The 25,861-nt window shown below is 33.7% G+C and carries 24 protein-coding genes; 16 read left to right on the top strand and 8 right to left on the bottom strand.

From position 1 onward, the window contains the following. Position 1 precedes the first annotated feature (1 nt). The 8 genes from C8P64_RS10380 to C8P64_RS10350 all read left to right on the top strand — a co-directional run bounded on the left by C8P64_RS10380 (position 2) and on the right by C8P64_RS10350 (position 8,377). Complete coding sequence (locus C8P64_RS10380) at positions 2-1,300, top strand: HlyD family secretion protein (RefSeq protein WP_108171991.1); 1,299 nt, start codon at positions 2-4, stop codon at positions 1,298-1,300. A gap of 3 nt (positions 1,301-1,303) precedes the next feature. Further along, positions 1,304-3,001 (top strand): AraC family transcriptional regulator, encoded by a 1,698-nt coding sequence (locus tag C8P64_RS10375; RefSeq protein WP_108171990.1) that lies wholly within the window; start codon positions 1,304-1,306, stop codon positions 2,999-3,001. 101 nt (positions 3,002-3,102) lie between these two features. Next, positions 3,103-3,231, top strand: a complete 129-nt coding sequence (locus C8P64_RS16670; protein WP_279324123.1) for a hypothetical protein — start codon at positions 3,103-3,105, stop codon at positions 3,229-3,231. 70 nt (positions 3,232-3,301) lie between these two features. After that, complete coding sequence (locus tag C8P64_RS10370) at positions 3,302-5,485, top strand: prolyl oligopeptidase family serine peptidase (protein WP_108171989.1); 2,184 nt, start codon at positions 3,302-3,304, stop codon at positions 5,483-5,485. A 129-nt stretch (positions 5,486-5,614) separates the two neighbouring features. Then, complete coding sequence (locus C8P64_RS10365; protein ID WP_108171988.1) at positions 5,615-6,433, top strand: RteC domain-containing protein; 819 nt, start codon at positions 5,615-5,617, stop codon at positions 6,431-6,433. Between the two features lie 296 nt (positions 6,434-6,729). After that, complete coding sequence (locus C8P64_RS10360) at positions 6,730-7,017, top strand: helix-turn-helix domain-containing protein (RefSeq protein ID WP_108171987.1); 288 nt, start codon at positions 6,730-6,732, stop codon at positions 7,015-7,017. A gap of 3 nt (positions 7,018-7,020) precedes the next feature. After that, positions 7,021-7,737 carry a hypothetical protein gene (locus C8P64_RS10355; RefSeq protein WP_108171986.1) on the top strand — a complete coding sequence of 239 codons (717 nt, stop codon included), beginning with the start codon at positions 7,021-7,023 and terminating at the stop codon, positions 7,735-7,737. After that, positions 7,721-8,377 carry a P-loop NTPase family protein gene (locus tag C8P64_RS10350; protein ID WP_108171985.1) on the top strand — a complete coding sequence of 219 codons (657 nt, stop codon included), beginning with the start codon at positions 7,721-7,723 and terminating at the stop codon, positions 8,375-8,377. Before C8P64_RS10355 ends, C8P64_RS10350 begins: the two co-directional genes overlap by 17 nt. A 34-nt stretch (positions 8,378-8,411) precedes the next feature. Here C8P64_RS10350 and C8P64_RS16630 read toward each other — a convergent pair whose 3' ends face one another. After that, positions 8,412-8,609 (bottom strand): LexA family protein, encoded by a 198-nt coding sequence (locus C8P64_RS16630; RefSeq protein ID WP_245889696.1) that lies wholly within the window; start codon positions 8,607-8,609, stop codon positions 8,412-8,414. A 406-nt stretch (positions 8,610-9,015) separates the two neighbouring features. On the opposite strand from C8P64_RS16630, the gene C8P64_RS10340 reads away from it, so the two are divergent. From C8P64_RS10340 to C8P64_RS16485, 4 genes are all read left to right on the top strand, one after another. Further along, positions 9,016-11,043 carry a PAS domain S-box protein gene (locus C8P64_RS10340; RefSeq protein WP_108171984.1) on the top strand — a complete coding sequence of 676 codons (2,028 nt, stop codon included), beginning with the start codon at positions 9,016-9,018 and terminating at the stop codon, positions 11,041-11,043. After that, the gene (locus tag C8P64_RS10335) at positions 11,030-11,425 is read left to right on the top strand and encodes a response regulator (RefSeq protein WP_108171983.1); all 396 of its coding nucleotides are present in this window, start codon (positions 11,030-11,032) and stop codon (positions 11,423-11,425) included. The genes C8P64_RS10340 and C8P64_RS10335 overlap by 14 nt, the downstream gene beginning before the upstream one ends. Positions 11,426-11,441: 16 nt before the next feature. Then, positions 11,442-11,822 (top strand): response regulator, encoded by a 381-nt coding sequence (locus C8P64_RS10330; RefSeq protein ID WP_170106651.1) that lies wholly within the window; start codon positions 11,442-11,444, stop codon positions 11,820-11,822. 239 nt (positions 11,823-12,061) lie between these two features. Beyond that, positions 12,062-12,202 (top strand): hypothetical protein, encoded by a 141-nt coding sequence (locus tag C8P64_RS16485; RefSeq protein WP_156067622.1) that lies wholly within the window; start codon positions 12,062-12,064, stop codon positions 12,200-12,202. A gap of 297 nt (positions 12,203-12,499) precedes the next feature. On the opposite strand, the gene C8P64_RS10320 is transcribed toward C8P64_RS16485, so the two are convergent. Beyond that, complete coding sequence (locus C8P64_RS10320; RefSeq protein WP_211307614.1) at positions 12,500-13,192, bottom strand: DUF5694 domain-containing protein; 693 nt, start codon at positions 13,190-13,192, stop codon at positions 12,500-12,502. A gap of 565 nt (positions 13,193-13,757) precedes the next feature. Between C8P64_RS10320 and C8P64_RS10315 the strand changes: the two genes are divergently transcribed. Next, on the top strand, positions 13,758-14,951 hold the full coding sequence (locus tag C8P64_RS10315) for a GAF domain-containing sensor histidine kinase (RefSeq protein WP_108171980.1): 1,194 nt from the start codon (positions 13,758-13,760) through the stop codon (positions 14,949-14,951). 1,113 nt (positions 14,952-16,064) lie between these two features. On the opposite strand, the gene C8P64_RS16710 is transcribed toward C8P64_RS10315, so the two are convergent. From C8P64_RS16710 to C8P64_RS10275, 6 genes are all read right to left on the bottom strand, one after another. After that, on the bottom strand, positions 16,065-16,565 hold the full coding sequence (locus C8P64_RS16710; RefSeq protein WP_341476490.1) for a cyclic-phosphate processing receiver domain-containing protein: 501 nt from the start codon (positions 16,563-16,565) through the stop codon (positions 16,065-16,067). 446 nt (positions 16,566-17,011) lie between these two features. After that, positions 17,012-17,419, bottom strand: a complete 408-nt coding sequence (locus tag C8P64_RS10295) for a hypothetical protein (protein ID WP_108171976.1) — start codon at positions 17,417-17,419, stop codon at positions 17,012-17,014. Next, complete coding sequence (locus tag C8P64_RS10290) at positions 17,391-17,831, bottom strand: GreA/GreB family elongation factor (RefSeq protein WP_108171975.1); 441 nt, start codon at positions 17,829-17,831, stop codon at positions 17,391-17,393. Before C8P64_RS10290 ends, C8P64_RS10295 begins: the two co-directional genes overlap by 29 nt. Positions 17,832-17,855: 24 nt before the next feature. After that, positions 17,856-19,136, bottom strand: a complete 1,281-nt coding sequence (locus C8P64_RS10285; RefSeq protein ID WP_108171974.1) for a Glu/Leu/Phe/Val family dehydrogenase — start codon at positions 19,134-19,136, stop codon at positions 17,856-17,858. Positions 19,137-19,494: 358 nt separating this feature from the next. Continuing rightward, entirely contained in the window at positions 19,495-20,817 is a 1,323-nt protein-coding gene (locus tag C8P64_RS10280) for a sigma-54-dependent transcriptional regulator (protein ID WP_108171973.1), read from the bottom strand. Positions 20,818-20,820: 3 nt separating this feature from the next. Beyond that, the gene (locus C8P64_RS10275; RefSeq protein ID WP_108171972.1) at positions 20,821-21,918 is read right to left on the bottom strand and encodes a sensor histidine kinase; all 1,098 of its coding nucleotides are present in this window, start codon (positions 21,916-21,918) and stop codon (positions 20,821-20,823) included. Between the two features lie 469 nt (positions 21,919-22,387). Between C8P64_RS10275 and C8P64_RS10265 the strand changes: the two genes are divergently transcribed. Genes C8P64_RS10265 through C8P64_RS10255 form a run of 3 tightly spaced genes read left to right on the top strand, consistent with a single transcriptional unit; the run spans position 22,388 to position 25,851 of the window. Continuing rightward, complete coding sequence (locus tag C8P64_RS10265) at positions 22,388-23,302, top strand: dihydrodipicolinate synthase family protein (RefSeq protein ID WP_026914947.1); 915 nt, start codon at positions 22,388-22,390, stop codon at positions 23,300-23,302. Between the two features lie 15 nt (positions 23,303-23,317). Next, entirely contained in the window at positions 23,318-24,823 is a 1,506-nt protein-coding gene (locus tag C8P64_RS10260) for an aldehyde dehydrogenase (NADP(+)) (RefSeq protein WP_108171971.1), read from the top strand. Positions 24,824-24,843: 20 nt separating this feature from the next. Further along, the gene (locus C8P64_RS10255) at positions 24,844-25,851 is read left to right on the top strand and encodes a 4-hydroxyproline epimerase (protein WP_108171970.1); all 1,008 of its coding nucleotides are present in this window, start codon (positions 24,844-24,846) and stop codon (positions 25,849-25,851) included. Positions 25,852-25,861 lie beyond the last annotated feature (10 nt).

Raw genomic sequence — 25,861 nt, 5'->3', positions numbered from 1 at the left:
TGTGGCTAACAACATCAAAAAATACAGGGAGGAAAATAGTATTCAACGGGAACCTGGTTGGATATTACGCAATGGTACAATAGCAACTTTTGTCTTTTTTGTGCTATTAATTCTTTTGTCTTTAAATTTTCCATTTAATGAAGTTATCGAAGGAGAGGTAATTGTCACCTCCCAGAATCCACCGGTTCAAATTAGAGCAAAATCTGAAGGGAAGATCCTTGCCTTAAATTTTCAACCTGGTGATTTAGTTTCAGAAGGAGATATATTGGGAGAACTGGAAAACGCCGCCAAAACCACAGATATTCAATATTTGAAAACTAATTTAAATACGAATTTTAATTTACGGTCGATCAATGAATTAGATGATGTATATCCTTCAAACCTGAAATTAGGCAACGACCTTCAGGTGTATTATAATACTTTCTTGAATAATTATCATCTTTTTATACTTGACGAAACGCACAATGATCTGAATATTCAGGATCTTTTAATGAAGCAGGAAATAACCAATCAATTTAACTCCATCAAGAGTAAGAAGGAAGAATTATCACTTGCCAATAGAAATCTTGAAGTGTCGGCCACTAACTATAATAGGTTTCAACGATTATTTAATAAAGGAGTGATTTCTCAAGTTGACCTGGAAAAGGTTGAAAAGGATTTCTTAACGGAACAGCGAGAATTACAATTATTAACACAACAGTATTATCAACTAATTCTTGATAATAAGGTTATTCAATCCAAATTTCAGCTAACAACAAACAGCTATTTAAAAACTAAGGATTATCTGGAGGTTAATCTTCTATTATCTCAACAGAATTTATTGAATGCTATAAAAAAATGGGAAGACACCTATCTTTTTAAAAGTCCTATAAACGGCAGATTATCATATTTTGAGATTTGGGGAGAATATCAGAATATAGAAGTAGGAGAGCCGATATTTAGTGTTATTCCTGATAATCAACAGGAGTTAATTGGTAAATGCATCATACCTATTCGGAATGCAGGAAAGCTGAAAAAAGGTCTAAAGGTTAATTTAAAACTTGACAATTATCCTTATCAGGAATGGGGTATAGTAAGGGCAAAAGTAGGATCAGTTTCACAAGTTCCAAAAGGCGGAGATGACCCTGGCTATATAGTTTACCTAAACATGAAGGACCTAAAAACGTCATATGGTAAGGAATTAGAGTTTCATCAGGAATTAAATGGAACAGCAGAAATTCTTCTTCAGGAAGTAACTCTGATGGAACGGATATTTTTTCAATTCCGCAATATATGGTCCAACAACGATTTTGATATCTAGACAATGAAATACTGTTCTAAAATAAAACTCAATAAATACAGCATTCTGCAATGTATGCTATTGATTTTATTTATCACATACCCCTTGTTTGCTCAAAAAAACAAAAATCAAGATGCTTCTCAATATTCGGTTAATACCACCTTTCCAGAATTTCATGAACTCGAAGCAGCTGCCATGGAAGATTCTAGAATCGAGGAACTAAAGGAAATTGTTTCTCTTCATTTAAGCAAAGCCAAATTGGAGAACGATTCTATTGAAATGGCCAGGGCTTATTATTACAGGATTTTAATCGAGGAACCAGAAACAGCATTACTTTTATCAGATTCCATGATTAAAGTAACCGAGAATAGTGATCATCCGAACTATCCGACCCTTGGTTATACTCTAAAAGGAAATATTCTTTACGATCAGGGGAAATTTCAGCTTGCCCTGGATAACTTTTTAATGGCTTATGATCTGGCCATAAAAAAGGAAAATATTCAAGATCAAGGTGATATTTCCCTGGCTATCGCTGCCATAAGAAATATTAACGGACAGCATGATGCCGCTGTTGATCTATATACGCGTTCCCTCAATTTATTAAAGGAAAAATCAAGTCCAGTAGATTCTTACGACGACTTTTCCACATTATATTACAATCTTTCCCTTACACATTTAAGATTATCCCAACTCGATTCTGCAAAATTTTATGTTCAACAGGGCATTGATTTATCCAGGAAAAAGAATAAGAAAGAAGATTTTAAAGACTTTGTCCTTGTAGACGCGCAAATAAACTATTTCAATAGTGATTATAAAAGGTCGAAGGATACTCTACTAAAATATATTGATGGATTGGAGGGAACCAGCAAGGCTATCAAATTATATTATTTAGGGAAAATTGAAAAGTTTTATGGAAATGAAGAGCCTGGCATTGCATATTTTAAAAACATAGATTCCATAGTCTCATCGACAAAGGATCCTTTTGAGGAAGTAAAAGATGTTTACCATCAGTTAATAATACATTCGGCTTTAAATGATAAAGAAAAAGAACAAATTAAATACATAGAAAAACTAATCTATTATGATAGCATCCTTTCCAAAGAACATGAAAATGTAACCAATAAGGCTGTCGTTGCATATGATATTCCCGATCTAAAAAGACAAAAAAATAAAGCTGAAAATCAACTTAAAACAAAAAGCTTATATCTAATTTTAATTGCAATTCTTGCCGGTCTAGCTATAATTACGGGTCTATACTTTTATATTCGATCAAGGAAGATGAGAGAGAGGTTAAAACTTCTCATGGAAGGCTCCCAAATAGAGGAAGAAAAAACCAAAACAATTACAGAACATCCCACATCAGTACCAGAGGAAATCCGGAAGGATATTTTAGAAAAACTTGCTGTATTTGAAAAATCAGAGCAATTCATGAGTAAAGATTTGGACATGTATAGTCTTGCCCAGCAAATAGGTACTAACACCACCTATTTATCCATTGTGATCAATCATTATAAAAAAATGAATTTTCCAACATATGTAAAAGATTTAAAAATTAAAACGGCAATAAACCAACTGAGTGAAAATTCAGATTTATTGAAATATAATTACCAGGGCCTAGCAGAAATTTTTGGTTTTAAAACAGGAGAGTCCTTTTCGAAAGCCTTTTATAAAAAAACAGGGGTTTATCCATCTAAGTTTTTAGATGAACTAAAAGCCCGGTAAATAACCCTTCATTTATAAATGGAGGGTAAAACTTGTTGCTGCTTGTAGGTAATTGTGATTATTTAGTATTGAAATTTATTAATCCATTAAAAATTCTAATTATGAAAAAAGCACTTAAAGATTACAGAGGGCGAGCCATTAAAAATTTAAATCAGATTAAAGGCGGGGGAGATGAAGGACCAATTGACAGGGATAAATTAAAAGTTCCAAAGGCTGGAAAACGAAATTAGTATAGATCTTCAATAAAATTCCCGAATCAAAATTTAGGTTCGGGAATTTAAAAAAAAATAAAAATTAAAAATGAAAAAGGTTATCAAATCTTTCATTTGCTGGTTAATCTTTCTACTCCTTTATACAGCGTGTGCACAGGGAAGGAAAAATGTTTTAGAATACCCCAAAATTCAAAAAGAACCAAAAACTGAAGAATATCATGGTAAAAAGCTTATAGATGAGTATTCCAATCTGAATAAGCTCGAAGATAATAAGGTACAAGATTGGTTCAAAGCCCAGGATTCTCTAACCGAATTTTATTTTTCCACCAACGAGATAATGAAAAAATACCTAGAAAGATTTAAAAAATTTCAGAATAATATTGAGTCCCCGGTTAGTATGATTCGAATCAGCGAAAACGGCAATTATTTTTATTTGAAATATGATGATAGTCTGAAATTCGATAAGTTGTATTACAGGGAAAAGTTAGCAGCCAAGGAAAAAGAACTTTTCGATCCTTCGCGATTCAGCAGTGACTTTCAAACAATAACTTATTTAAATCCGTCCTTTGACGGTAAAAAGATTGCAATTGGGTTTAATGAAAATTCTAATTTTTCAAGTACAATTTTCATTTATGATCTTGAAACAAATGAAATTTTAATAGATAAAATCACTAATATCAATCCGGACTTTGGAGGAATAGAGTGGTTGCCAGATAGCTCTGGGTTTATTTATTTGTATTTCCCGGAAGTTGATTATTCGGAAGCGGGATATAAGAAGAATTCATTTTCAGTTATTCATAAATTAGGTGATAATCCCGATAATAGAACACCAATTTTCCAATCTAATTCGGAAATACAAATTTCTGAAGATTTATATCCTAAGGTTAAAATAGGTTCGAGTCTGGATAAGTATGTCATTGGATATATAGCCAGTTCTGATGATTATTATTCCAGCTATATTGCAGAAATTTCTGAGGTTTTGCAAGGAAAACCGAATTGGAAACCATTTTTTCAGAAAGAACATTCGGTATATTATGACCAAGGTGAAATTCGCGGTAAAGATTTTTTTTTCCGAAAAGGAAATTTAAAAGGGAACTTAATAGGAAAGGTAAATATTGTAAATCCTGATTTTAATAATCCGATTATTCTAGCAGTGGGTAGTGAAGATAATCCTATTACCAAATTCGAGGTAACCAAGGATAATCTCTATTTCTCGCGATCTTTGTACGGAACAAGAGTTTCTCTTTATAAATTAAACTCTTCTAATCAACTCACACAATTATACCCTCCCTTTGATCCAGGTTATATTTCCTTTTTTGGGGAGTCTGTAAAACATAATAATATAGGAGTATCTATAGATGGGTGGACCTCTGATCAGACTCGTTATCTTATAAGAGAAGATGGAAATTTTTCACTTGAAGAAATTATGACTCTATCGGACTATCCGGAGTTTGAAGATATCATATCTGAGGTAATCATGGTGCCATCGCATGACGGAATAGAAGTTCCTCTATCGCTGGTTTATAAGCGTGGTCTGGAAAGAAATTCATCAAATGCAGTATTTATATATGTATATGGTGCATATGGTGAAAGTATGAGCCCGTTTTTCTCCCCTATATTTTTAGATTGGGCTACCAAAGGTGGAATTTTAGCTTTTCCTCATGTAAGGGGAGGGGGGGAAAAAGGCAAAAAATGGCACGAACAGGGAATGAAGAATCTTAAATATAATTCATGGAAAGATCTCATTGCATCTACTGAAGCTCTGATTAATTTAAATCTAACAAAGGCAGGACTTATTTCACTTTATACCAGTAGTGCTGGAGGAATTACAGCCGGTATGGCTGTAAATGAGCGTCCTGATCTCTATTCTTCATTTATTGCTGAAGTCCCAAGGTTGAATCCTCTTGGTCTAGAATCATCAAACACAGCCAGCAGCACAAGTTACCTTGAATACGGAACGGTTCAGGATAGTACAGAATTTTCAGGTCTATTAAAAATGGATCCTTATTTAAATATTCGTTCCAATATTGCTTATCCGGCAGTTCTTATTCTTCCAAGTTATCAAGATGATCGCATACCATTATGGGATAATGGAAAATATGTAGCTAAACTGCAAAGTGGTAAATCACCTAATCCTGTTTTACTGGACATTGATTATCAAAATGGGCATGAAACCTTTGGTAATTACAATGAGACCGTTCAGTTGTATAGCAAGATTTTCAGCTTTGCCAGATCCAATTTGGATTATGAACCTTTAACCAAATCCCCCTAATTTAATCGAAAAAGTATCCCCAATCGTTTATATATACCGGCCATCGGTTTATAAAAGCAGATTTCTAAAATTATGAAATGTGACTGAATCACAGGATATTTAAGGTAGTATTTCTTAAATATCAATATTATGGATTTTTTGGTTACGGAGAATCAGATGATAGATGAAATTCAGGAAATTGAAGAAACCTTCCTCAATAAGAATAATGCCTACATCGAAATAATTAAGTATTGCCGAAATATTTTAGAAAAATATAGAAAAGAAATTTACTTGATTGACTTTCCTGATACTCTGGCAGAAATTCTTTTCTTCAAGGTACAAAAGCAACTGCCATTGTCTAACCTGGTTTACTATTCCAATCTGTACTCATTCCTGAATAATTTGCCAAAAGGCGGAAAGAAATTCCAAGAAAATTTCATTGAATTAGAAATAAATAGAATCAATAATTTTTTTCAGCACGAATCAGAATTCTCACGATACATGGAATTAAATCACAATCATTTTGATGAGTTCTACTTCACCAGGAAATATAATTTTTCCTTGTCCTGTAAAACCCATCACTATTACAGAGATCCTAATTTCAGTACTTCTCATGATTTAGTATTAAGTGAATTAAACGCAAACGGCCTGTATTTAAGGTTTTTGAAGAAAGAGTTAGAAAGCATAAATGATTCCAATAGAAATAACATCAATATCGCGAAAAAGCTGGAATGGACAGAAAGTAAAGCAGCATTAATTGAACTCATATATGCGCTACATGAGCAAAAAGCCTTTAATGGGGGCAGAGTGGACCTCAAAGACATTGCAAGCTTTTTTCAAAATGTTTATGACTTCGATAATGCAGATATGTACAGAACTTTCACAGAATTAAAATCCAGGAAAAAGAGCCAAACACAATTTTTAGATGAATTGTCCTTCAATCTATCTTCCCGAATGAGGGAGATCTAACACTTCATTTTTGTTAAAAAACAACCATATACGGTCCATCTCCGGGTTTCTTATTTTCGACTTAAAATCATAAATAATTGGCACATTAGTGCGAGAATTCCAGCCAAATTTCATTTTAAAACCTCTGATTTAGCGCTATTTATTTATTGTTAAATTTTAACCGGAGTCCGGTCATCTTGTGATTTTTATTTGGCAAAACCCAACAATTTTGTACAACGAAAGTCAATCTATGTTAGAGGCTATCAATTAAAAAGTTTTAACCATTTGGTAGCCTCTTTCTTTAAAACCCTTTGATTATGGCAAGCAGTATTATCACCACAGATGACCTAAGAGAATTTAAAATTGAATTGCTCGAAGAATTTAAAAGTATTCTTTCTCAGCAAAACACCCAATTAACTCTTAAACGATACTTGAAATCGTCTGAAGTCATGGACCTACTACAAATCAGCCCTGGGACGTTACAAAATCTTCGAATAAATGGTACCCTTCCCTACACCAAAATAGGCGGGATCATTTATTATGACGCCCAGGAAATTCAACAAATTATGGAAGAGAACCGGGTGCACCACAATTTTAATTTTTAGGCTATGAATTATATCAAATTACTTACCTCGGCATTTGAAAAGTTCTACCATGATCAACGCCTCAATCCTTCGCATATTAGCTTGTATATGGCTCTATTCCAGGCATGGAATGTCTGCAGATTCACCAATGAATTTTTTGTGAATCGCAAAGAATTAATGCAAATAGCAAAGATCGGTTCACCAACAACTTACCACAGATGCATCACGGATTTACACTCCTGGAATTATCTCAGCTACTTTCCGTCGAACAATCCTTTTAAAGGCAGTAAAGTTAAGATGATCGTATTATTACCTACTGATGATATGATAGCGGGACACTACAATCCCATTTTAGATCAAGTTGCGGAACACTACCGTCCCATAGATGAACAAGTAGTGGACTCATACCGTTCCAAAAATGGACAAGCGCTGGTATCTAATATAAACATTAATAAACAGAATAAACATTATAAACCACCAAACAGGAAGGCTGTTATAATTTTTTTTAAAGAAATGGGATCTGATGCTATTTATGCAAAAGCATTCTTCGAATATTATGAGTCTCATCAGTGGCATACAGGTGATAAGCAACCAGTGTATGACTGGAAAGCTTTAGCAGTAAGTTGGATAGAGAGTAGCAAATCTATTGGCAATTTGCAAAAAGAAAAACAAAAGCCAAATTCGCTAAAAGATGAAAATCTAAAAACATCTAAAAATAAGAACTATGGAGAACCCCTCTAAGATAATGGAAGGCGGCGTGGAATATTCGCTGGGCAAATTCGACGGGCAATCTGTAAAATATGATTTTCCAAAGATTTTGGTTTACCTGGATGCGAAAGGTAAACTACTTTTTGGAAATAGATTTAAGATTTATAAAAGCGATAAAGAAATACTTCTTAAACTTTGCTCTTATTTTATCAAAGATCCTATTAACTGTAAAAAATATGAGATTGATCCTAATAAAGGTTTGCTGCTCTCAGGGCCTGTAGGTTGTGGAAAGACCAGCCTTATGAAGCTATTACCAAACCTGGTGCCCCACCAGCGAAAATATGTAGTAATGCCCTGCAGGAACATCGTATTTGCCTTTAACCACCTAGGATATAAAACGATTGAAGATTATGGGGAAAGTGGCGTTTTCTGTTTTGATGATATAGGAGTTGAACCTATTGGAAGATACTATGGAAAAGATTGTAATGTAATCGGAGAAATTCTGCTATCCAGATATGAATTATTTTTACATACACCTTTAAAAACTCATGGCACAACAAACCTGAACGCCGATGAGTTAGAAGAGAAATATGGAGAACGGGTAAGAAGCAGGATGAGAGAGTTGTTTAATTTGATAGCCTTTAATCAAAATGCGCCAGATAAGAGAGATTAAGCACTTGAAAAATAAGAAATTAAACTAAATTTTTTTATTTAGTTCTTCTTCTATTACCGAAGAAATTATATTTCTGGTTCTCAGCAACTAACCAGATTACATCCTTCTCGATTTTAATCCGCTTTACGCTAAACTTCCCATCAATAAAACAAACTGTTATTTTACCGTTACGCGGTTCCAAACCTTTTTTGATAACCAATAGATCACCATGTTCTATCCCGGCTCCGATCATGGAATCTCCTTCAACTCTACAAAAAAAATAGCTTCCCGGTCTTTAATGATCTCTGAATTAAGATCTATAGATTTATCTATTTGGTCATCTGCTGGCGAGGGAAAGCCTGCGGTTATAATACCTACGAAGGGAAAATTGAATATTCCGGGAATGGCTCAATGAAGTACCATTTTAACCAATTATAATTTTCTTTTCTAATAGATTTCATTAGCAGCAACCCGAGCTTTACTTTATAGTAGTAATAATCTAAAAGGTGAAATGATAGGTTTCTTAATGTGCAATTAAATTTCATATTTAATTAACTACGTTTATTACCATGTATTAAATGAAGAATTATTAACTCCACTTTAAAGTCTTTTTTATAATATTTATCTTATTTTAACCTTCCCCAAATTCGAAATTTAAAATGCTTAATCCTACTATGCCTACTAATGACCTCGAAAGGGTCAAAGAGGTTCATAAATATGATCCTGACAATAATTTAAATATCTCTGATTTAAATTTTCTTAGCGAAATGGCGGCTGAGATCTGCAATACTCAGAGCGCTTTAATTACTTTAATTTCAAAAAAAGAACAGTGGGTCAAGGCTGCACACGGCATTGAACTAGAGGTAAGATCTTTTCCAAGAGAATTTACCTTCTGTGCTCACACAATTAATTCTCCAGACAAAATAACCGTTATCCCAGATGCAAGGACAGATCCACGGTTTAACGATAACCCTTTCGTAACCGGAGATAATCCGGTGGTATTCTATGCAGGTTTACCACTTGTTAATTCTAATGGATATGCTATAGGAACTATTTGCGCTGTGGATGAAAATCCAAGAACCTTGAACAGTGAGCAAAAAGATAAATTGCGGATGCTCGGCAAACAGGTAATGAATTTGTTGGAACTAAAACGTAAATCTCTTGAACTTATTAAGACCAATAAAGAACTTGAGTACAAACAAAAGCAATTTAACCATATTACTAGTGGCACCGCCACAGCCACATATGAATGGACTCTAAATTCTAATTCGGTAAAATTTAATTCGGAATGGTGGAATCTCACTGGGTATGAAAAAGAGGAATTTGATGGACGAAAAATATCCTTTTGGGAAAACCTGGTACATCAAAAAGATATCGAATCCGTTCGGGAAAAATTATTACACAATTTCAAACATTCAAATTACATCTTCCATCTGGAATTTAGAATACGTCATAAAAAGGGGTTTTGGATTTGGATCGAAACAAAAGGCAAATTTTATTCTTTAAATGAGGATGGTCAACTGGATATAATGTATGGTTTAATCCAAGACATTAGTGATAAAAAGAAGAAAAATATTGAAATTTTATATTGGAAAAGATTACTTGACTCCCTATACGAACTTTCCCCATTGGGTATTGCCTTAAATGATTATAAAACAGGAATTTTTCTGGATGTAAATAATAAACTAATCGAGCCCACAGGATATACGAAAAATGAATTTCTAAATCTAAGCTATTGGGATGTTACTCCGAAATCTTACGAAAAACAAGAGGAGAAACAATTAGACCTTTTAAAAACTGAAGGATACTATGGTCCATACGAAAAAGAATATATTAAAAAAGACGGTTCTAGATATCCTGTCCTACTAAGAGGAGTCTTAGTAAAAGATGAAGATGGTAATTTAAAAATTTGGAGTTTTATTGAAGATATTAGTAAAAGAAAAAAGAATGAGGCACGAGAGAAAAAGCGTTTAAACCATATAAAACAACTATTAGAAGTTACAGAAGACCAAAATGACAGGTTGAAGAATTTTGCGCATATTGTTTCACACAATTTAAGGTCTCATAGTTCCGGCATCTCTATGCTAATAGAATTTCTTGCTCAAGACTCTCCAGATCTGATGTCTTTCGAGAGTTTTAATCATTTAAAAAATGCCTCTACAAATCTGGAAAGTACCATTCACGATTTAAATGATATTGTAGAGGTCAATTTAACCAGCAGGAAACATTTTCAAAAAATAAAATTATCTAAACTAATAGATAGAATTGTAGAAAGCGTGGAACCTTTGGCTACTGAAAATAAAGTTATTATTCAAAATGAAGTTGCTGATGATGTTACCGTGTATGGTCTGAAATCATACATGGATAGTATAACGCTCAACCTTATCACTAATGCTATAAAATACTCTAGTGTCGAAAGGAATAGTCATATTAATATAAAAGCTGAAGTAATAAATGGTATGAGTTGTATAATGTTTAGAGATAATGGGATTGGGATCGACCTTAACCAGCATAAGCAAAAAATCTTTAAACTATATAAGACCTTTCATAGACACCCTGATTCCAGAGGAGTGGGTTTATTTCTAACAAAGAATCAAATTGAAGCTATGGATGGACGCATTGAAGTAGAAAGTCAAACCAATAAAGGAACAACATTCAAAATTTATCTCCCAAATGAAAAAAATTGATTTAGCCTGCTTAATAGAAGATGATCCCATTCATGCTTTTCTTTCAAAGAAATACCTCGACATGTCTGGAATGATTGAAAATCTTTTAATCTTATCAAATGGTCAAGAGGCCTTTGAAAAGTTAAAAGCTCTTCTATATTCTGGAGAAAAGCTGCCAGAATTGATTTTACTAGATATCAATATGCCCGTTTGGGATGGATGGCAATTTTTGGATGAATTTTTAAAGCTCCCTGTTCAATCCAAAATTACCATATATATACTAAGCAGCAGTATACATGAGGAAGATAGGCGCCGGGCTAGAGAGTACAATAAAATCAGTGACTTTATAGTAAAGCCAATAACTTTAGACACATTAATTCCATTACTTAAATCTGTATCGTAATAATTGAATCATGAGAATGGAAAAATTTTTCTTAGTTGACGACGAAGAGATCATTAATGCCATACAAACAAGAATTTTAAAATCTGAATTTCCGGATTCTGAAATTTTAAAGTTCAATACAGCAAAGGAATTATTAAAAATTCTAAAAGAGATAAATTATAATCCAATTATCTTTCTAGATCTTAATATGCCCGAAATGGACGCAATTTCATTTTTAAAGCAACTTGAGGTTGAAAACCTGGAAATAAAACCAACCATTTTCATTTTAACTTTTTCTCACAATGAAAAAGAGTTGAAATATGTAAAAAATAATCGTTTTGTATCTGAGGTTATTTCGAAACCACTTAGTATAGAAAAATTAGAAAAATTAAAACAGAAGTATATTTTATTAGGTTAGAAGTTTTCTAAAAAAAACTAGCCTGGAAAATAGAATTTAGAACTTATAGGTAGATGATTTCTAAATCTTAATTCACATAATTTTAAGGATATTACTAAAATGAGATTTATATCTTTAGTTTTCTTGCTATTTTAATTCACTTCCAATTATTATTGCTCATGGTAAATCTAAATTTTGTCGAAATTCAAGTAAGCTGTACAGGTTGCAACCATAATTTTAAGATTCAATTAGGCAAACTGATGAAAAAGAAGAAGATATACTGCCATTCTTGTGGAGAGTCTATTAGGCTCAATGTAGTTACTGAAGATTTCAGATTCACCTATATAAAAGAAGATCCTATTCTGGATTTAGAATCTTCTATTGCTGCAAGGTTGAATTAACTTTCAATAATTAACCGTTGAACTTTTGAAGTTAGGACATTAAATAAGGGAAAACCCTAATATAATTACAACCTTACTCCATCTATTTTAGATTTATAGTTTCATATTTAATAGAAACATACTATAAAATTTATAACTGGTATAGACCGGATGGTGCCTGATATTCTTTATATGCTAATTCAGGTATTGTATTTTTAGGTATGTAATCTTCAAATTGTCAAAAAATAGGATACTGAGTTTAGTAGCGAAACTTAGTATCCTATTTATAAATTTAACATAGCTAGCCTTGGAAGACTTTTAAGGACTTTTTAGGTATTTATTTATCTCCTTTAATTTAAATTCGGGGGAATTCTTAAAAAGTATATTCAATATATTTAAATGACCTGAGCCATAAATAACCAGAATTTTATCTTCTGGGTTTAAGTTTATTCTTTGGATATTCCGGAAGATCTTTAAATTCCTATTAAACCATCTGCCTGTTTCGAAATTAACCCCAAAAAAGTCTCCTTTATTGCTTTCATATTTAAATGGACCGATAAGGTAGTTCCCCAAACTTTTACGAATGTTTTCAGGTTTATTAAGTTCGATAAGTTCCTTTAATATTCCATTTTTTCGATAATTTGGATAATGTGAATATCTTTTATGAAGGTCAGGATTTTCTTCATAGTATTTACTGAATTTCATGCATTCTAAGCTATCTTTTCCCTTAATTACTTCTTTTACTTGCTCATTGAATTCTCCCCACTCATCTACGCAATAAATCTGTGTTATATTTAATTTACGGGCTAGTCTAAAACCAATTTGTTGCCATTCCACTCTTTCAAGTTTGTGGTTATCATTCAAGTATTCCTGGAAAAGGGAATCGACCTGTCCCTGTTTTTCTGGTCGCTGTTCAATCACCAGAATCGTAGGTTCAAAAGTTTCGATTTTTTTAACGATATTTTCGATCTCAGTCTGAAAGCTTGGTTCCAGCACATCTATCTGATCCATATCGCTGGTAGTTACAAAATCCCTATTTGGAAAGTTAAAATGAAAAGTACCTAAGCAAAGGACCTCTACTGCTTTATTCTGAGAGTTTACTTGAAAAGGAATAATTAAAATTAGAATTAAATAGAGATACCTCATATTGTTTTCTCGAAAGACAGAAAAAACTTACAGAGGTTACACCTGTATAAAATGACTAAAGGAAAATTTGAAAAAAACTAAAATAAATATGTGTTTTGAATCGCAACTCTAATAGTGAAGTTTCTAGTAAACAAAAGTTAAGTATAGAATTATCAAAATAACTACTGTAATAATGATATAACTCACTTGATTCTCAATTTTTCTCTTGTCACCTCGCATAAATAAAAAATAGTAAAAACTTTTGAAAGGATAGACTTTAATAAATTACTTAATTATTTTTTGTAAAAACCAAACTTCAGTGCAATTCATCGGGCTTAATCTGATGCGAAAGTTAATTTGTGTTTTTAGCAACAGAAACATGATTGACAAGCCATTAAGAAGATTAAAGATAATATTAATAATTGTTTATCTTTAATTAAATTATAGTAATATGTCGATTCCATCTAGGCTTAATTCTAGTTACGAAACTAAAAGAATAAATGCCTTAAAGAAGCTTGAAATCTTAGACTCTCCACCAGATGGGAAATTTGATAACATCACCAAGATGGCAGCCCAATTGCTTGATATGCCCATTGCAATTGTCACTTTAGTTGATACAGATAGAATCTGGTTTAAAAGCAGGTATGGGATTGATGCGATTGAAATTAGTCGAGATCCAGGATTGTGTGCATCGGCAATATTGTCTGATGAACTCTATTTAGTAGAGGATGCCAAAAAAGACTTAAGGTCACTTGCTAATCCTTTAGTTGCAGGTGATTTTGGTTTAAGATTTTATGCTGCGGTTCCTATTAAAACTAAAGACGGTTATAATTTAGGAACTTTATGCGTTATAGATAAAAAACCAAGAAAGCTGGGTAAATCAAAGATAGAATTATTACAAAGTCTTGCAGATCTGGTAATGGATCAAATGGATTTAAGAATGGACGCAAGAAAAGCAATTAAGTATCAACATCAATTAATGTACATAACTGCCCATGATTTAAGAAATCCTCTAGCTATCATGCCTCTTCTTGCCGATATGATTATAAAACAAAAAAACAATCCAAACGCCATAGAAGATATTGGATTACAAATCAAGGATGCGGGAAAGAGAATGAATAGGATAATTACTGAATTATTGGCTTCAGCGGTTGAAAACGATCAAAAAATACAATTAAGATTAAAACCTATAAAACTATCCAAAGTGGTGAAAGGGGTTGTAGATTCGAATATGGTTCTTGCAAGAAATAAAAAGCAAAACTTAATATTAAATATCGAAAATGATTGTAATCTATTTGCAGATCACGAACGCCTTACAGAGATTTTAGATAATTTAATTAACAATGCAATCAAATATTCTCCCTTTGGCAAGATTATTTATGTTTCTATAAAAATTGAAAATAATTTGGGGGTAGTCGAGGTAAAAGATGAGGGACCTGGCCTAACAAAGGATGATAAAAAAAACCTTTTCAGAAAATTCATTTCTCTAAGCGCTCAACCTACTGGTGGTGAGCCTTCAACAGGTGTAGGTTTATCTATTGTAAAAGATCTTGTAGATGCACATAAAGGAAGCATTACTGCAATAAGTGAAGGTGCTGGAATGGGCACAACGTTCACGTTAAAATTACCGCTCTCGGAAAGTTAAAATTCATTTTTTTTAACATAAGTCTTCTATAATAATAAAAATCAAAATTTATTATAGTTCTTTAAGCTTTTAAGAAAGTAATTATATGAGTAGCAAAAATGAAGACCTTATTTTAGAATGATTTCTATTCTATTTTAAATGATTGATTATATAATCAGAATTTTTCGGAATAGTTTTAAGGATTAGAGTAACTATTTTCTCTTTAGTCAATCATTTTAATGACAACTAACCGCTTTGGTGGTAAAAAGCATTCTGATCATTTTTCACTTTCGAACCCTAGGGCTGGATTTATATGAATTACTTTCTGTTTCATGGCAATGCATTTATATTATAAAATGGTTAAATAGTATTAAGGCTTTAATGGATTTTTATAAAGTATTAAAGAGGTATTACTGCAATACTATATTAATGTAATATATGTTTATAGTTTTATTATAAATTGCATTTTATATCTATTTAAACTGACTCGGATCAATTCCTTTCGCTTCACTCAGTAGGTTTTACTTGATCGTTTTCTAAGCAAAAGCAAACTATTATTAACACAATGGTTTAAATGGAGTTGGGTGAAAAGTATGTTCTATAATATGCACATTTGGACCTTCGAACCCAAGTTTTCGATACTCTATACTGCAGTCTTTTTTGTAAGATGAATAATAAGGTTTCCCAGTTTTGTTGATTTTATACCTAAGCCAATAGCAGATATATTCTATCTGACCTTTCAATTCTCGCTTACTAAGTTCGCTAAGCTTATCAAACGAAAATCGCTTGTATCGGCTATCTAGTTCTATTACTACTTTAGGTCCAACAGTGGGTGTAATAATAAAATCTACAATGCCACCATAGTTTTTATTATATTTCTTCTTCAGACTATCTGAAAACAGAAATGGAACCTCACAGTCCAAGTCTACTCCTAATCTTTTGCAAGTTTGCTTGATAGATACTGTTATTGCTTTAGTGCATTGTGTTTTGCTAAAGAAAAAAGAGGGGAAGTCTACTATAAACTGGACTACTATAAATTTACCAATTGCTAAAAATATAATTATTCATCAAAGATTTATTCCAAATAATAAACAGATAGATATAAAATTTGAATCATGTCTTCTAATTTAAAATCTATGATAACGGATAACTTTGTTTCAGGAATCTCTTGATTTTTGCCTTTTCATCAGGATCTGTACTCTGAGAACTCCAGATTGGAGGTTTTAAACCTTGATCCTTGCAGTAAGTTACTAGCCACCTAGCACAGGCTAAGCCATTGTTCACCGAATCTCCAAGGTCGGTATCAAAACATATAGCGTCGGGTAATCCATTTTTTAGTATCCAGTTTTTGAACTCAAATTCATTTTTCACCCAGACTGCATCAACGTTACGCCCGATGGGGCTATAGGATAACCAGTCCATTCTCTTATCCCATGGGTTTAGCCGATCGTCTAACCATAAAAGTGTCTTAGGTTTAGTTTTATTAATAAATAATTTGTTTTTCTGCTTTTCTGGTTTTACGACGGTTCTGATTCTTGTTCTTTGAAAAAGATTATAGATTTTAGAAAATAAACCTTTAAAATTGGCACAAATAAATAGAGATCTTATTAGGATTCTTTTGCTAAATACACTCATTAAAATATGGTTTATTACCAATCCATCATACATCAATTTTTCCCTTTAATTAATTAACCTCTTATTCATGAACTAATAGAATCATTTTAGGATAAAAAATTACAGGACATCAGTTGTTAGCCGTTATTTTTCCTTTATTTTTTCAAGCTTATGGAATCGGACTACTATAATTACTAGTAAAGTAAAAATTGATCCTATGAATAATACTGTTAGTTGATTTTCATTCCAAATTGTTTGATAAAAATCTTGGTGTAGATAAATTGATCTACAAATCACGACCAGTAAAACAAAAGCTAAACTTGTAAAAACCTTATTTTTCATAATATTTATTTAAAAACCAGATAGCTCGAAATGTGCTTGAAATTTTAACCCGTTATGAAAATCATTTAGAATTATTTATTCCGAACTATCTGGACCAACTAAGACAAACTTGCTATTAGATATTCCTATATTACATTTCTTAAAAATTCAAATGTTAAACCTTTGGTTGTTCGAACCTTACTTAGATAATTCTCAATTTTTAATCGCAATAGTACATGTTCGTTTAAAAATGCATGATCGCATTGAATATCTTCGCATTCTTTTTTTTCTTCCAATTTTGGTTGAAATCGTTTACAAGCTTTTTTAATTTTATCATTAGAGATTTCTATGTCCTTGAATTGATTTAAAAGATATTTAGGATCTATATTGGAAGCCTTTGTTTCTTTAACTATCGAAGAATTCAGAATTTCTAGATAAAAATTGATTTCTTGCTCAATAAAATCTAATTCAGATTTCCATTGATTAATTTCATTTTGAAGTCTTAACACTTCTATTTCCTCATTATTATGATGTTCCTGAATGCTGTTTACCATAATTCACTTTCATTATATCTGGTTCAATTTGTTTTACTTTTTTAATATGGATATGGCTTTCTCCTAGCGGAAAAGTCCATGTGATATTATCGCCTTGTGCATAACCAAATAGCGCCAAACCCATTGGAGCAAGTACAGAAATCTTGTCTTCTCGAATGTCTCCTTTTTCTGGCGTTACAATTTGGTATGTTCTTTCAACGGCAAAAGGTGTTTCTATGGTGACCAAGGAGTTTAAGCGAATAATATCTAATGGCATATCAGCATTAGATATAATCCTCGCATCTTTTAATTCTTCGGTTAGTTTATATATTGAAGCCTTATAGGAATTATCTTTATAATATTTGGCTAAAGACATGATTTGTTTTAGAAATTCATATTCTTTTTTTTCAATAATTAATTCTCCGTATTTCATTTTAATGTTCTTTTGTTCAATAATCTATGGAAATATTCCTCTTTGCTTATAAGCAGTTTCTACTCTGGATATAGCCAGAATAAAAGCTGCTGTTCTCCAATCAACATTGCGTTTATTTACTTCTGAATGGATCTTATAGAAATTTTCAGTAAGTTTTTTTTCGATTTTAGCCATCACTTCCTCCAGTTGCCACAATTCTCCGTTTCTATTCTGCAACCATTCAAAATAACTTCCTATCACACCACCTGAATTGCAGAAAATATCAGGAATAATTGTTACCCCTTTCTCCAGTAAAATTTGTTCTCCTTCTTTATCAGTAGGTCCGTTGGCTCCTTCAGCGAGAATAGATGCTTGTACTTTAAAGGCATTTTCTGCAGTAATTTGGTTTCCTAATGCTGCAGGTATAACGATGTCACAGTCCAATCCAAAGAACTCATTAGATTCGATTTCATCTGCACCTTGAAACCCTTTTATTGATCCTTTCCTTGGTTCACAATGTTGCGCTAGAGCTTGTGTATCTATTCCAACTTCATTATAAAGTGTAGCGTGTGCATCCTGTACAGCGATTAATTTAGCACCATCTTTGGTCAAAAAATGAGAAGCCCAATACCCAACATTACCAAATCCCTGGACTATAAATTTCTTATTACTTAAATCCTTGTCCTCTGCTGCCAGCAATAATTTTATAGATAAATAAACCCCAAATCCGGTAGCACGGTCTCTACCTTCTAATCCCCCTGCACCAACAGGCTTACCCGTTACCACATGTTGATTATGCGATCGCTCCGAAGATGATATGGTTGACATATAGGTATCTACGATCCATGCCATGGTTTGTGGATTGGTATTAACATCTGGAGCCGGAATATCATGCTCTGGGCCAATATTTTCACCTAGGGCATAAGTGAAACGCCTAGTGATCCTTTCTAATTCCGAATCTGAATAATTTCGAGGATCTATTTTGATGCCCCCTTTAGCACCTCCAAAAGGAAGACCAGCCAATGATGTTTTCCAGGTCATCCACATCGCAAGTGCCTTGGCGGCATCAATATCCACAGTATCGTGGTAACGTAAACCTCCTTTGTAGGGACCTAATGCGTTGTTATGTTGCACTCGGTAACCTGTAAAAACTTCTACTTTTCCATTATCCATTTTTACTGGAAAATGCACGATAATTTCATTGTTAGTAATACCCAAAATCTTTCTAATGTTGGGATTCAAATCTATCATATCGGCCGTTTTATTGAACTGATGCATCACGGTCTCGTACATAGATTGTTTAATGGCTTTTTTAGTGTTTATCATTATATATTATTGAAAGTGTTCACAAAATAATTTCCTGTTATCTTTCCAGGTGCAGGTTTTGCGATGGTCGCAATTAAAGCACAGCCCTTTAAGCATATCCTGGGGTAATCCTTTTAAGTTCTTTTTATGTGGAATGTTGGCCTTTATTCTTCCGTTAGTCAAATTCATTCTATCATAGATTTATATTTTCTCATATACAGAAAGTCAAATGCTATGCCCAGAATAAATAAACAATAAGGCCTTAGTTGTAATAATCAGGTAATAAGTGTGTTACGCGTGTATTATATTTGGAATCGAATTTTATAAGCGGGGAGAAACGCCCCGGTGGGGGAGAAAAGTACCGTTTGGAGTATGGTCTTTATTTAAGTTTTTTTCGGAGAGTTTTCCTGTCAATTTGAAGAATTTCTGCAGCTTTTGTTTTGTTGTTATCTACACTAGCCATAATTTTTAAAATATGCTCTTTTTCAACCTGCTGCAATGATTTCGAATTAGATTCGAAGTTTGGGGTAGGATACTTGAGATAATCAGGAAGTTGTTTTATATCTATACTTTTTTCACTCATTATAAGCGCCCTTTGAATAACATTTTCTAGTTCTCTTACATTTCCTGGCCAATTATGACGCTCAAGTATTTCCATTGCTTTTTCTGTAATTTCAATCCCAGGTTTGGCATATTCTGTAGCGTATTTTTTTAGGAAATTTTTTGCAAGCAAAGGAATATCTATTTTATGATCTCTTAATGGAGGCGTTTCAATTTGCATTACATTCAGGCGGTAATAAAGATCTTCCCTAAAAGTACCCTTTTTTATCATTTGCTTAAGATCGCTGTTAGTAGCTGCAATAACTCTGACTTCAATCTTCTGTGCTTTTTGCTCACCAATACGTCGTACTTCTTTTTCCTGAAGCACCCTTAATAATCTGGTTTGTACCGAAAGGGGAGCGGTACCAATTTCATCTAGAAAGATAGTGCCACCAGCAGCGGCTTGAAAAAATCCTTGTCGGTTATCATTAGCTCCTGTAAAGGCTCCTTTTTTATATCCGAAAAGTTCAGATTCTAATAGTTCTTCCGGAATAGCTCCACAATTAACCGCGATAAATGGATTAGCGGCAAATGAACCCTTATAATGTATAGCTCGAGCCACCAATTCTTTTCCCGTTCCACTTTCCCCCTGTATAAGTACAGTAGCACGATTATTTTTCACTCGTTCTATAAGATCAATTAATTGTTCAATTTTTTCAGATTTACCAACTATTCCGGCATATATGAAAGGTTTATCTATTTCTGGAGAATTATTTTCAGTTCGAATTGATCTTTTAGGAAGTGAGTTTTCTACGGCTTTGGAAAGTTCTTCCTTAGTAAAAGGTTTTACCAAATAATCCAAGGCTCCAGATTTTATTGAATTCAAAGCACCGTCTATAGAAGGATAACCCGTTATTACCAATTTAGGTACATTGGGAAAATGTTCTTCTACATATTTAATAAGTTCCATGCCACCAATTCCTGGCATTTGTAAATCTGTAATTAGAAGATCTACTGCGTTAAATTTTAAAATATCTATAGCTTCAACCACAGATGCTGCCTGGTATGAGTGAAAATTCTCCTCACGAAGCTGGCGTTGAACTAACTCAAGCATATCGTAATCATCATCAACAATAAGGATATTTGCTTTTTTTAGTGCCATGGATTAAAGCTTTAATGGTAATTTTATTTGAAATACAGTTCCTGTAGGTGTATTGTCAAAAGTAATAATTTCGCCATGATGACTTTTAATTATTCCATGAACTACGCTTAAACCAAGTCCAGAACCTTCTCCTACAGGTTTTGTACTAAAAAAAGGCTGGAATATTTTGGATTTTAAGTGTTCCGGGATTCCTGGACCTTCATCCTTTATCTCTAAAATAAAATGATCCGTATAACTTGAAACTTCTATATTTATTAAGCTGCCCACAGGTGAAACATATATTGCATTGATCAAAATATTGAATAAAACCTGAGTTAGTTGAATTGTATCTATTTGTGCTTCTAGAGCTGGGTCGTCAATTGTGAAATTATAGGAGATTCTTGCTTTCTGTAAATTGGGAGTTAATAAATTTAAAGCCTGATCTATTATAGGTTTAATTTGAATAACTTCTCTATGGTGAGGCATCTCACAAGCAAAAAACATTAATTTTTTTACAATATCTCTGGAATATATCGCTGCCTTTATGATTTTTTCAGAGTCTTTCTGAGTTTGATTTTCTTTCGTACTTGATTTTATCAATTCAGCAAAGCCCAGAATATTTCCCAATGGAGTATTGAGTTCATGAGCTATTCCGGCAGTAATCTCACCTAATATTGAAAGACGATCATTTCGCTCAGCACTTCTTTTTAACAGTTCTTCCTTTTTTACATTTTCTCGGCGCTCAAAAAATTCGCTTATCTCGATTGCGATTTTATTTAAAAGTTTCTGTTCTTCTTCTAAAAAATGGGCATTGGCTAATTTATCGGTGTTATAATAAACTTTTATAACGCCTTTACTTTCATTGAAGAGCATAATATTACTTTGTTGAAAAACTGAATTTACTGGAATGGTAGAAGTGAATATATTATAGTCTTCAAATTCTAATTGAACAATAGCATGTTCTGGGAATAACCACGCTCTTTTTGTGATGCTGCAAATTTCTTCTAGAGTTTCTGAAACTGAATCAGAATGTTTGCGGATGGCAGAAGATACCTCGTAAAGACAGGAAAGTTCTTTAACCCGCTCTTCCAGTTTTTTAGAGATTGAAATTTCTTTTGTCATGCAAGGATATTTATAAGTTTAAAGGTCGGGAATTTCAATCATCTTTCCATTTTTAGATTTACCCAAAATTACCACTTCCTTTGATTCTCTATATTCTTCTATTGTGAGTCTTAGTTGGCCTAAGATCAGACGCCGAATCTGAAATTTCATTTTCTTTTGGATCAATTTGTGTTTTTTAATCGGCCAAACACTGGCATTTAAGAGTAAACTTTAGTATTAATGGCTGTATTATAATTTTGGATTCCAATCTAATCCAACAAACATCAGTATTGTCACCTGTTTCTTGCGGTTTAATGTATCTATCGAAATGATCTCGAATTTAAACTTTAGAACTAAAAGAAGATGGCGAAGAATAACAAAGTATTTTGTCCAAACAACTATCAGCATTATAGTACCATTATATAAGCATTTTTAAGAGATAAATGCCGCTAATTGCTTGAATATTTGCATATAAACTTAAAAATGAATTATGGAAATTACATGGAAAGGGGTCATGCCCGCTGTTACCACCAAATTTACGGCAGATGATAATCTAGACTTGGATATGTTCAAAAAGAACATTCACGCCCAGCTGAATGCAGGGGTAAATGGAATTATCCTCGGTGGTACCTTAGGCGAGGCAAGTACACTACTGGCTGAAGAAAAACGGGAGTTAACCAGATTTACAAAAGAAATTGTTGGCGATCGCATTCCTGTAATTATGAATATTGCTGAACAATCTACAAAAGGAGCCATCCAGGCTGCAGAAACTGCTGAACAAGACGGAGCTTCAGGCCTAATGATGCTTCCCCCAATGCGCTATTTAGCAGATGATAGGGAAACTGTAGAATATTACAAGGAAACTGCTAAGAGTACCTCTCTTCCAATTATGGTTTACAATAATCCTGTAGATTATAAAATCGAGGTTAGTCTTGATATGTTCGAAGAACTACTCAAACAAGACAATATTCAGGCTGTAAAAGAATCTACACGAGATACTTCGAATATCAGCAGGATAATTAATCGATTTGGAGATAGGCTTAAGATTTTAAGTGGGGTAGATACTATAGCCTTGGAAAGTTTAGTGATGGGAGCTGATGGTTGGGTGGCTGGATTGGTATGTGCCTTTCCAAAAGAAACGGTCGCTATTTATAATCTCGTTAAAGCTGGTAGGATTGAAGAAGCATTAAAAATATATCGTTGGTTTCTGCCAGTTTTAGAGCTGGATATCAATGCAAAATTGGTTCAGAATATTAAGATGGCTGAAGTAGCCACGGGAATTGGAACCGAGAACGTGCGAGCACCGCGATTATCTTTAAATGGTAAAGAGCGTGAAAACGTTCAGAATATCATAGATACAGCCATGGCATCTCGGCCAAATGTTGAAGAATATTTATCTGTTTAATAGAAATTATAAGATATGTTAACAGGAAAAAATTATGTGGGCTATGAGCTCTCTGCGGAAAACACTTCCGTATTTGAATCAATTAATCCGGCAACTGAAGAAAAAAATGAAAAATTTCATATTGCTACACATCAAGAGGTAAATCAGGCGGTTAAAAAAGCCCAAATTTCTTTCTTAGAATATTCAGCTAAAACTGTAGAAGAAAGAGCCGGATTTTTGGAAGCAATTGGTCACGAGATTTTAGAATTAGGTGATGAATTGATTATAACTTATTGCCGGGAAACTGGTTTACCCGAAGCAAGGGCAAAAGGAGAAATGGGCAGGACTATAGGACAATTAAACGCATTTGCTTCTTATATTAAAAATGAGAATTGGAAAAACAGTTTTGAAGATAAGGCAGATCCTAAAAGAATTCCAATGCCAAAACCAGCCTTGCTTCTTACTAGCATTCCAATTGGCCCAATAGCGGTTTTTGGTGCCAGCAATTTCCCACTGGCTTTTTCCACAGCTGGAGGTGATACAGCCAGTGCATTAGCAGCGGGTTGTCCGGTAGTGGTGAAGGGGCATCCTTCGCACCCGGCTACTGGAGAACTGGTAGCTTCAGCAATTATCCAAGCTGCGAAGCAAACTGGAATGCCAGATGGTGTTTTTTCACATTTAAATAGCAATAACATAGAAGTAGGGACATTTTTGGTAAAGCATCCCAAAATTAAAGGGGTTGGTTTTACCGGAAGTTTGAAAGCGGGACGTGCCTTGTATGATCTTGCTGCAAAAAGGGAAGAGCCAATCCCGGTATTTGCTGAAATGGGTAGTGTAAACCCTGTAATAGTTAGTGCAGCAGCGATGGAGAAAAGAGGTAAGGAGATTGCACAGCAACTTGCCGGCTCTTTTAATCTTGGAGCAGGTCAATTTTGTACGAGTCCGGGGATAATTTTTACTGTGGAAAATGATAAGCTAGCCGATTTTGAGAAAGAACTGGTGTCGGCCAATTCCCAGATCGATGAGCAATGTATGTTAAACCAAGGAATTAAACAGGCTTTTATCAAGGTAAAGAATGATTTTATATCTAATTCTAATATTACTGTATTAAGCGAAGCTGGAGATAAGGATGGAAATATGGTAGCAGGAATTATCGTAAAAATAAATGCTAAAAATTTCTTTGAAAACAATAGACTGCAGGAAGAGGTATTTGGCCCGTTCACCATGTTGGTTACATGTGATAATCTGGAAGAATTAAATAAAGCGGTAGAAAGTTTACAGGGGCAACTTACAGCCAGTCTGATCGCTGAGGAAGAAGAATTTAGTGATCTTAAAAAGACGGTACAGTTAATTCAGCATAAAGCAGGTAGGATAATTTTCAATAGTATGCCCACTGGAGTTGAAGTTTCACCGGCAATGACACATGGTGGGCCTTATCCTGCCTCTACCGATAGCAGGTTTACTTCCGTAGGAATTTCAGCGATCAATAGATGGCTGAGACCAATAAGTTTTCAGGACTTTCCAGAAGCATTACTTCCTTAGTTCATTAAATAAGTATTTAGATGATCTATCAAAGTTTTGAATGTATAGATGCCCACACCTGTGGAAATCCTGTACGTCTTATAAAATCAGGTATTCCTCTTTTAGAAGGATCAAATATGAGTGAGAAACGCCAGCATTTTATAAAGGAATATGACTGGATTCGAAAAGGTTTGATGTTCGAACCACGCGGTCATGATATGATGAGTGGTAGTATGATTTATCCGCCTCATGATTCTGATAACGATTTTGCCATTCTTTTTATCGAGACTAGCGGCTGTCTTCCCATGTGTGGGCATGGCACCATTGGAACCATTACTATTGCCATAGAAGAAGGGCTCATTAGCCCAAAGGTTCCTGGTAAAATCAGGATGGAAGCACCCGCCGGTCTGGTAGAGATTGATTATCAGCAAACAGGGAATAAAGTAGATTGGGTAAAATTAACGAATGTAAAAAGTTATTTAGCTTTTAAAGATCTAACGATTAATTGCCCCGGATTGGGCGAATTAAAGTTTGACGTCGCCTATGGAGGGAATTACTATGCAATAGTAGATCCCCAAAAGAACTATCACGGACTTCAGAACTATTCCGCTTCTGAAATAGTGCGTTACAGTCAATATCTGAGACAGAAAATCAACGAGAAATATCCAGATCATTTTATTCATCCTGAGAATGACACCATACGAAATGTAAGTCACCTGTTATGGACGGGAAATGTTATAGACTCTAAATCCCATGGTAGAAACGCGGTATTTTACGGGGATAAAGCTATAGATCGCTCTCCCTGCGGAACCGGAACTTCAGCAAGAATGGCGCAATTATATATGCGTGGTAAATTAAAAGCCGGAGAAGACTTTATTCATGAAAGTTTTATAGGTTCAAAATTTACAGGAAAGATCGAGAAGGAAACAAGCATAGGGAATCATCCCGCAATTATCCCGAGCATAAAGGGTTGGGCAAAGGTCTTCGGACGTAATACTATTACGATTGACGAAAAAGATCCATATGCTTTCGGATTTCAGGTAATCTAAGAAATAAGTA

Source organism: Christiangramia gaetbulicola (assembly GCF_003054225.1).
Taxonomy (GTDB): Bacteria; Bacteroidota; Bacteroidia; order Flavobacteriales; family Flavobacteriaceae; genus Christiangramia; species Christiangramia gaetbulicola.
This window is presented reverse-complemented; position numbering and strand designations above follow the sequence as displayed.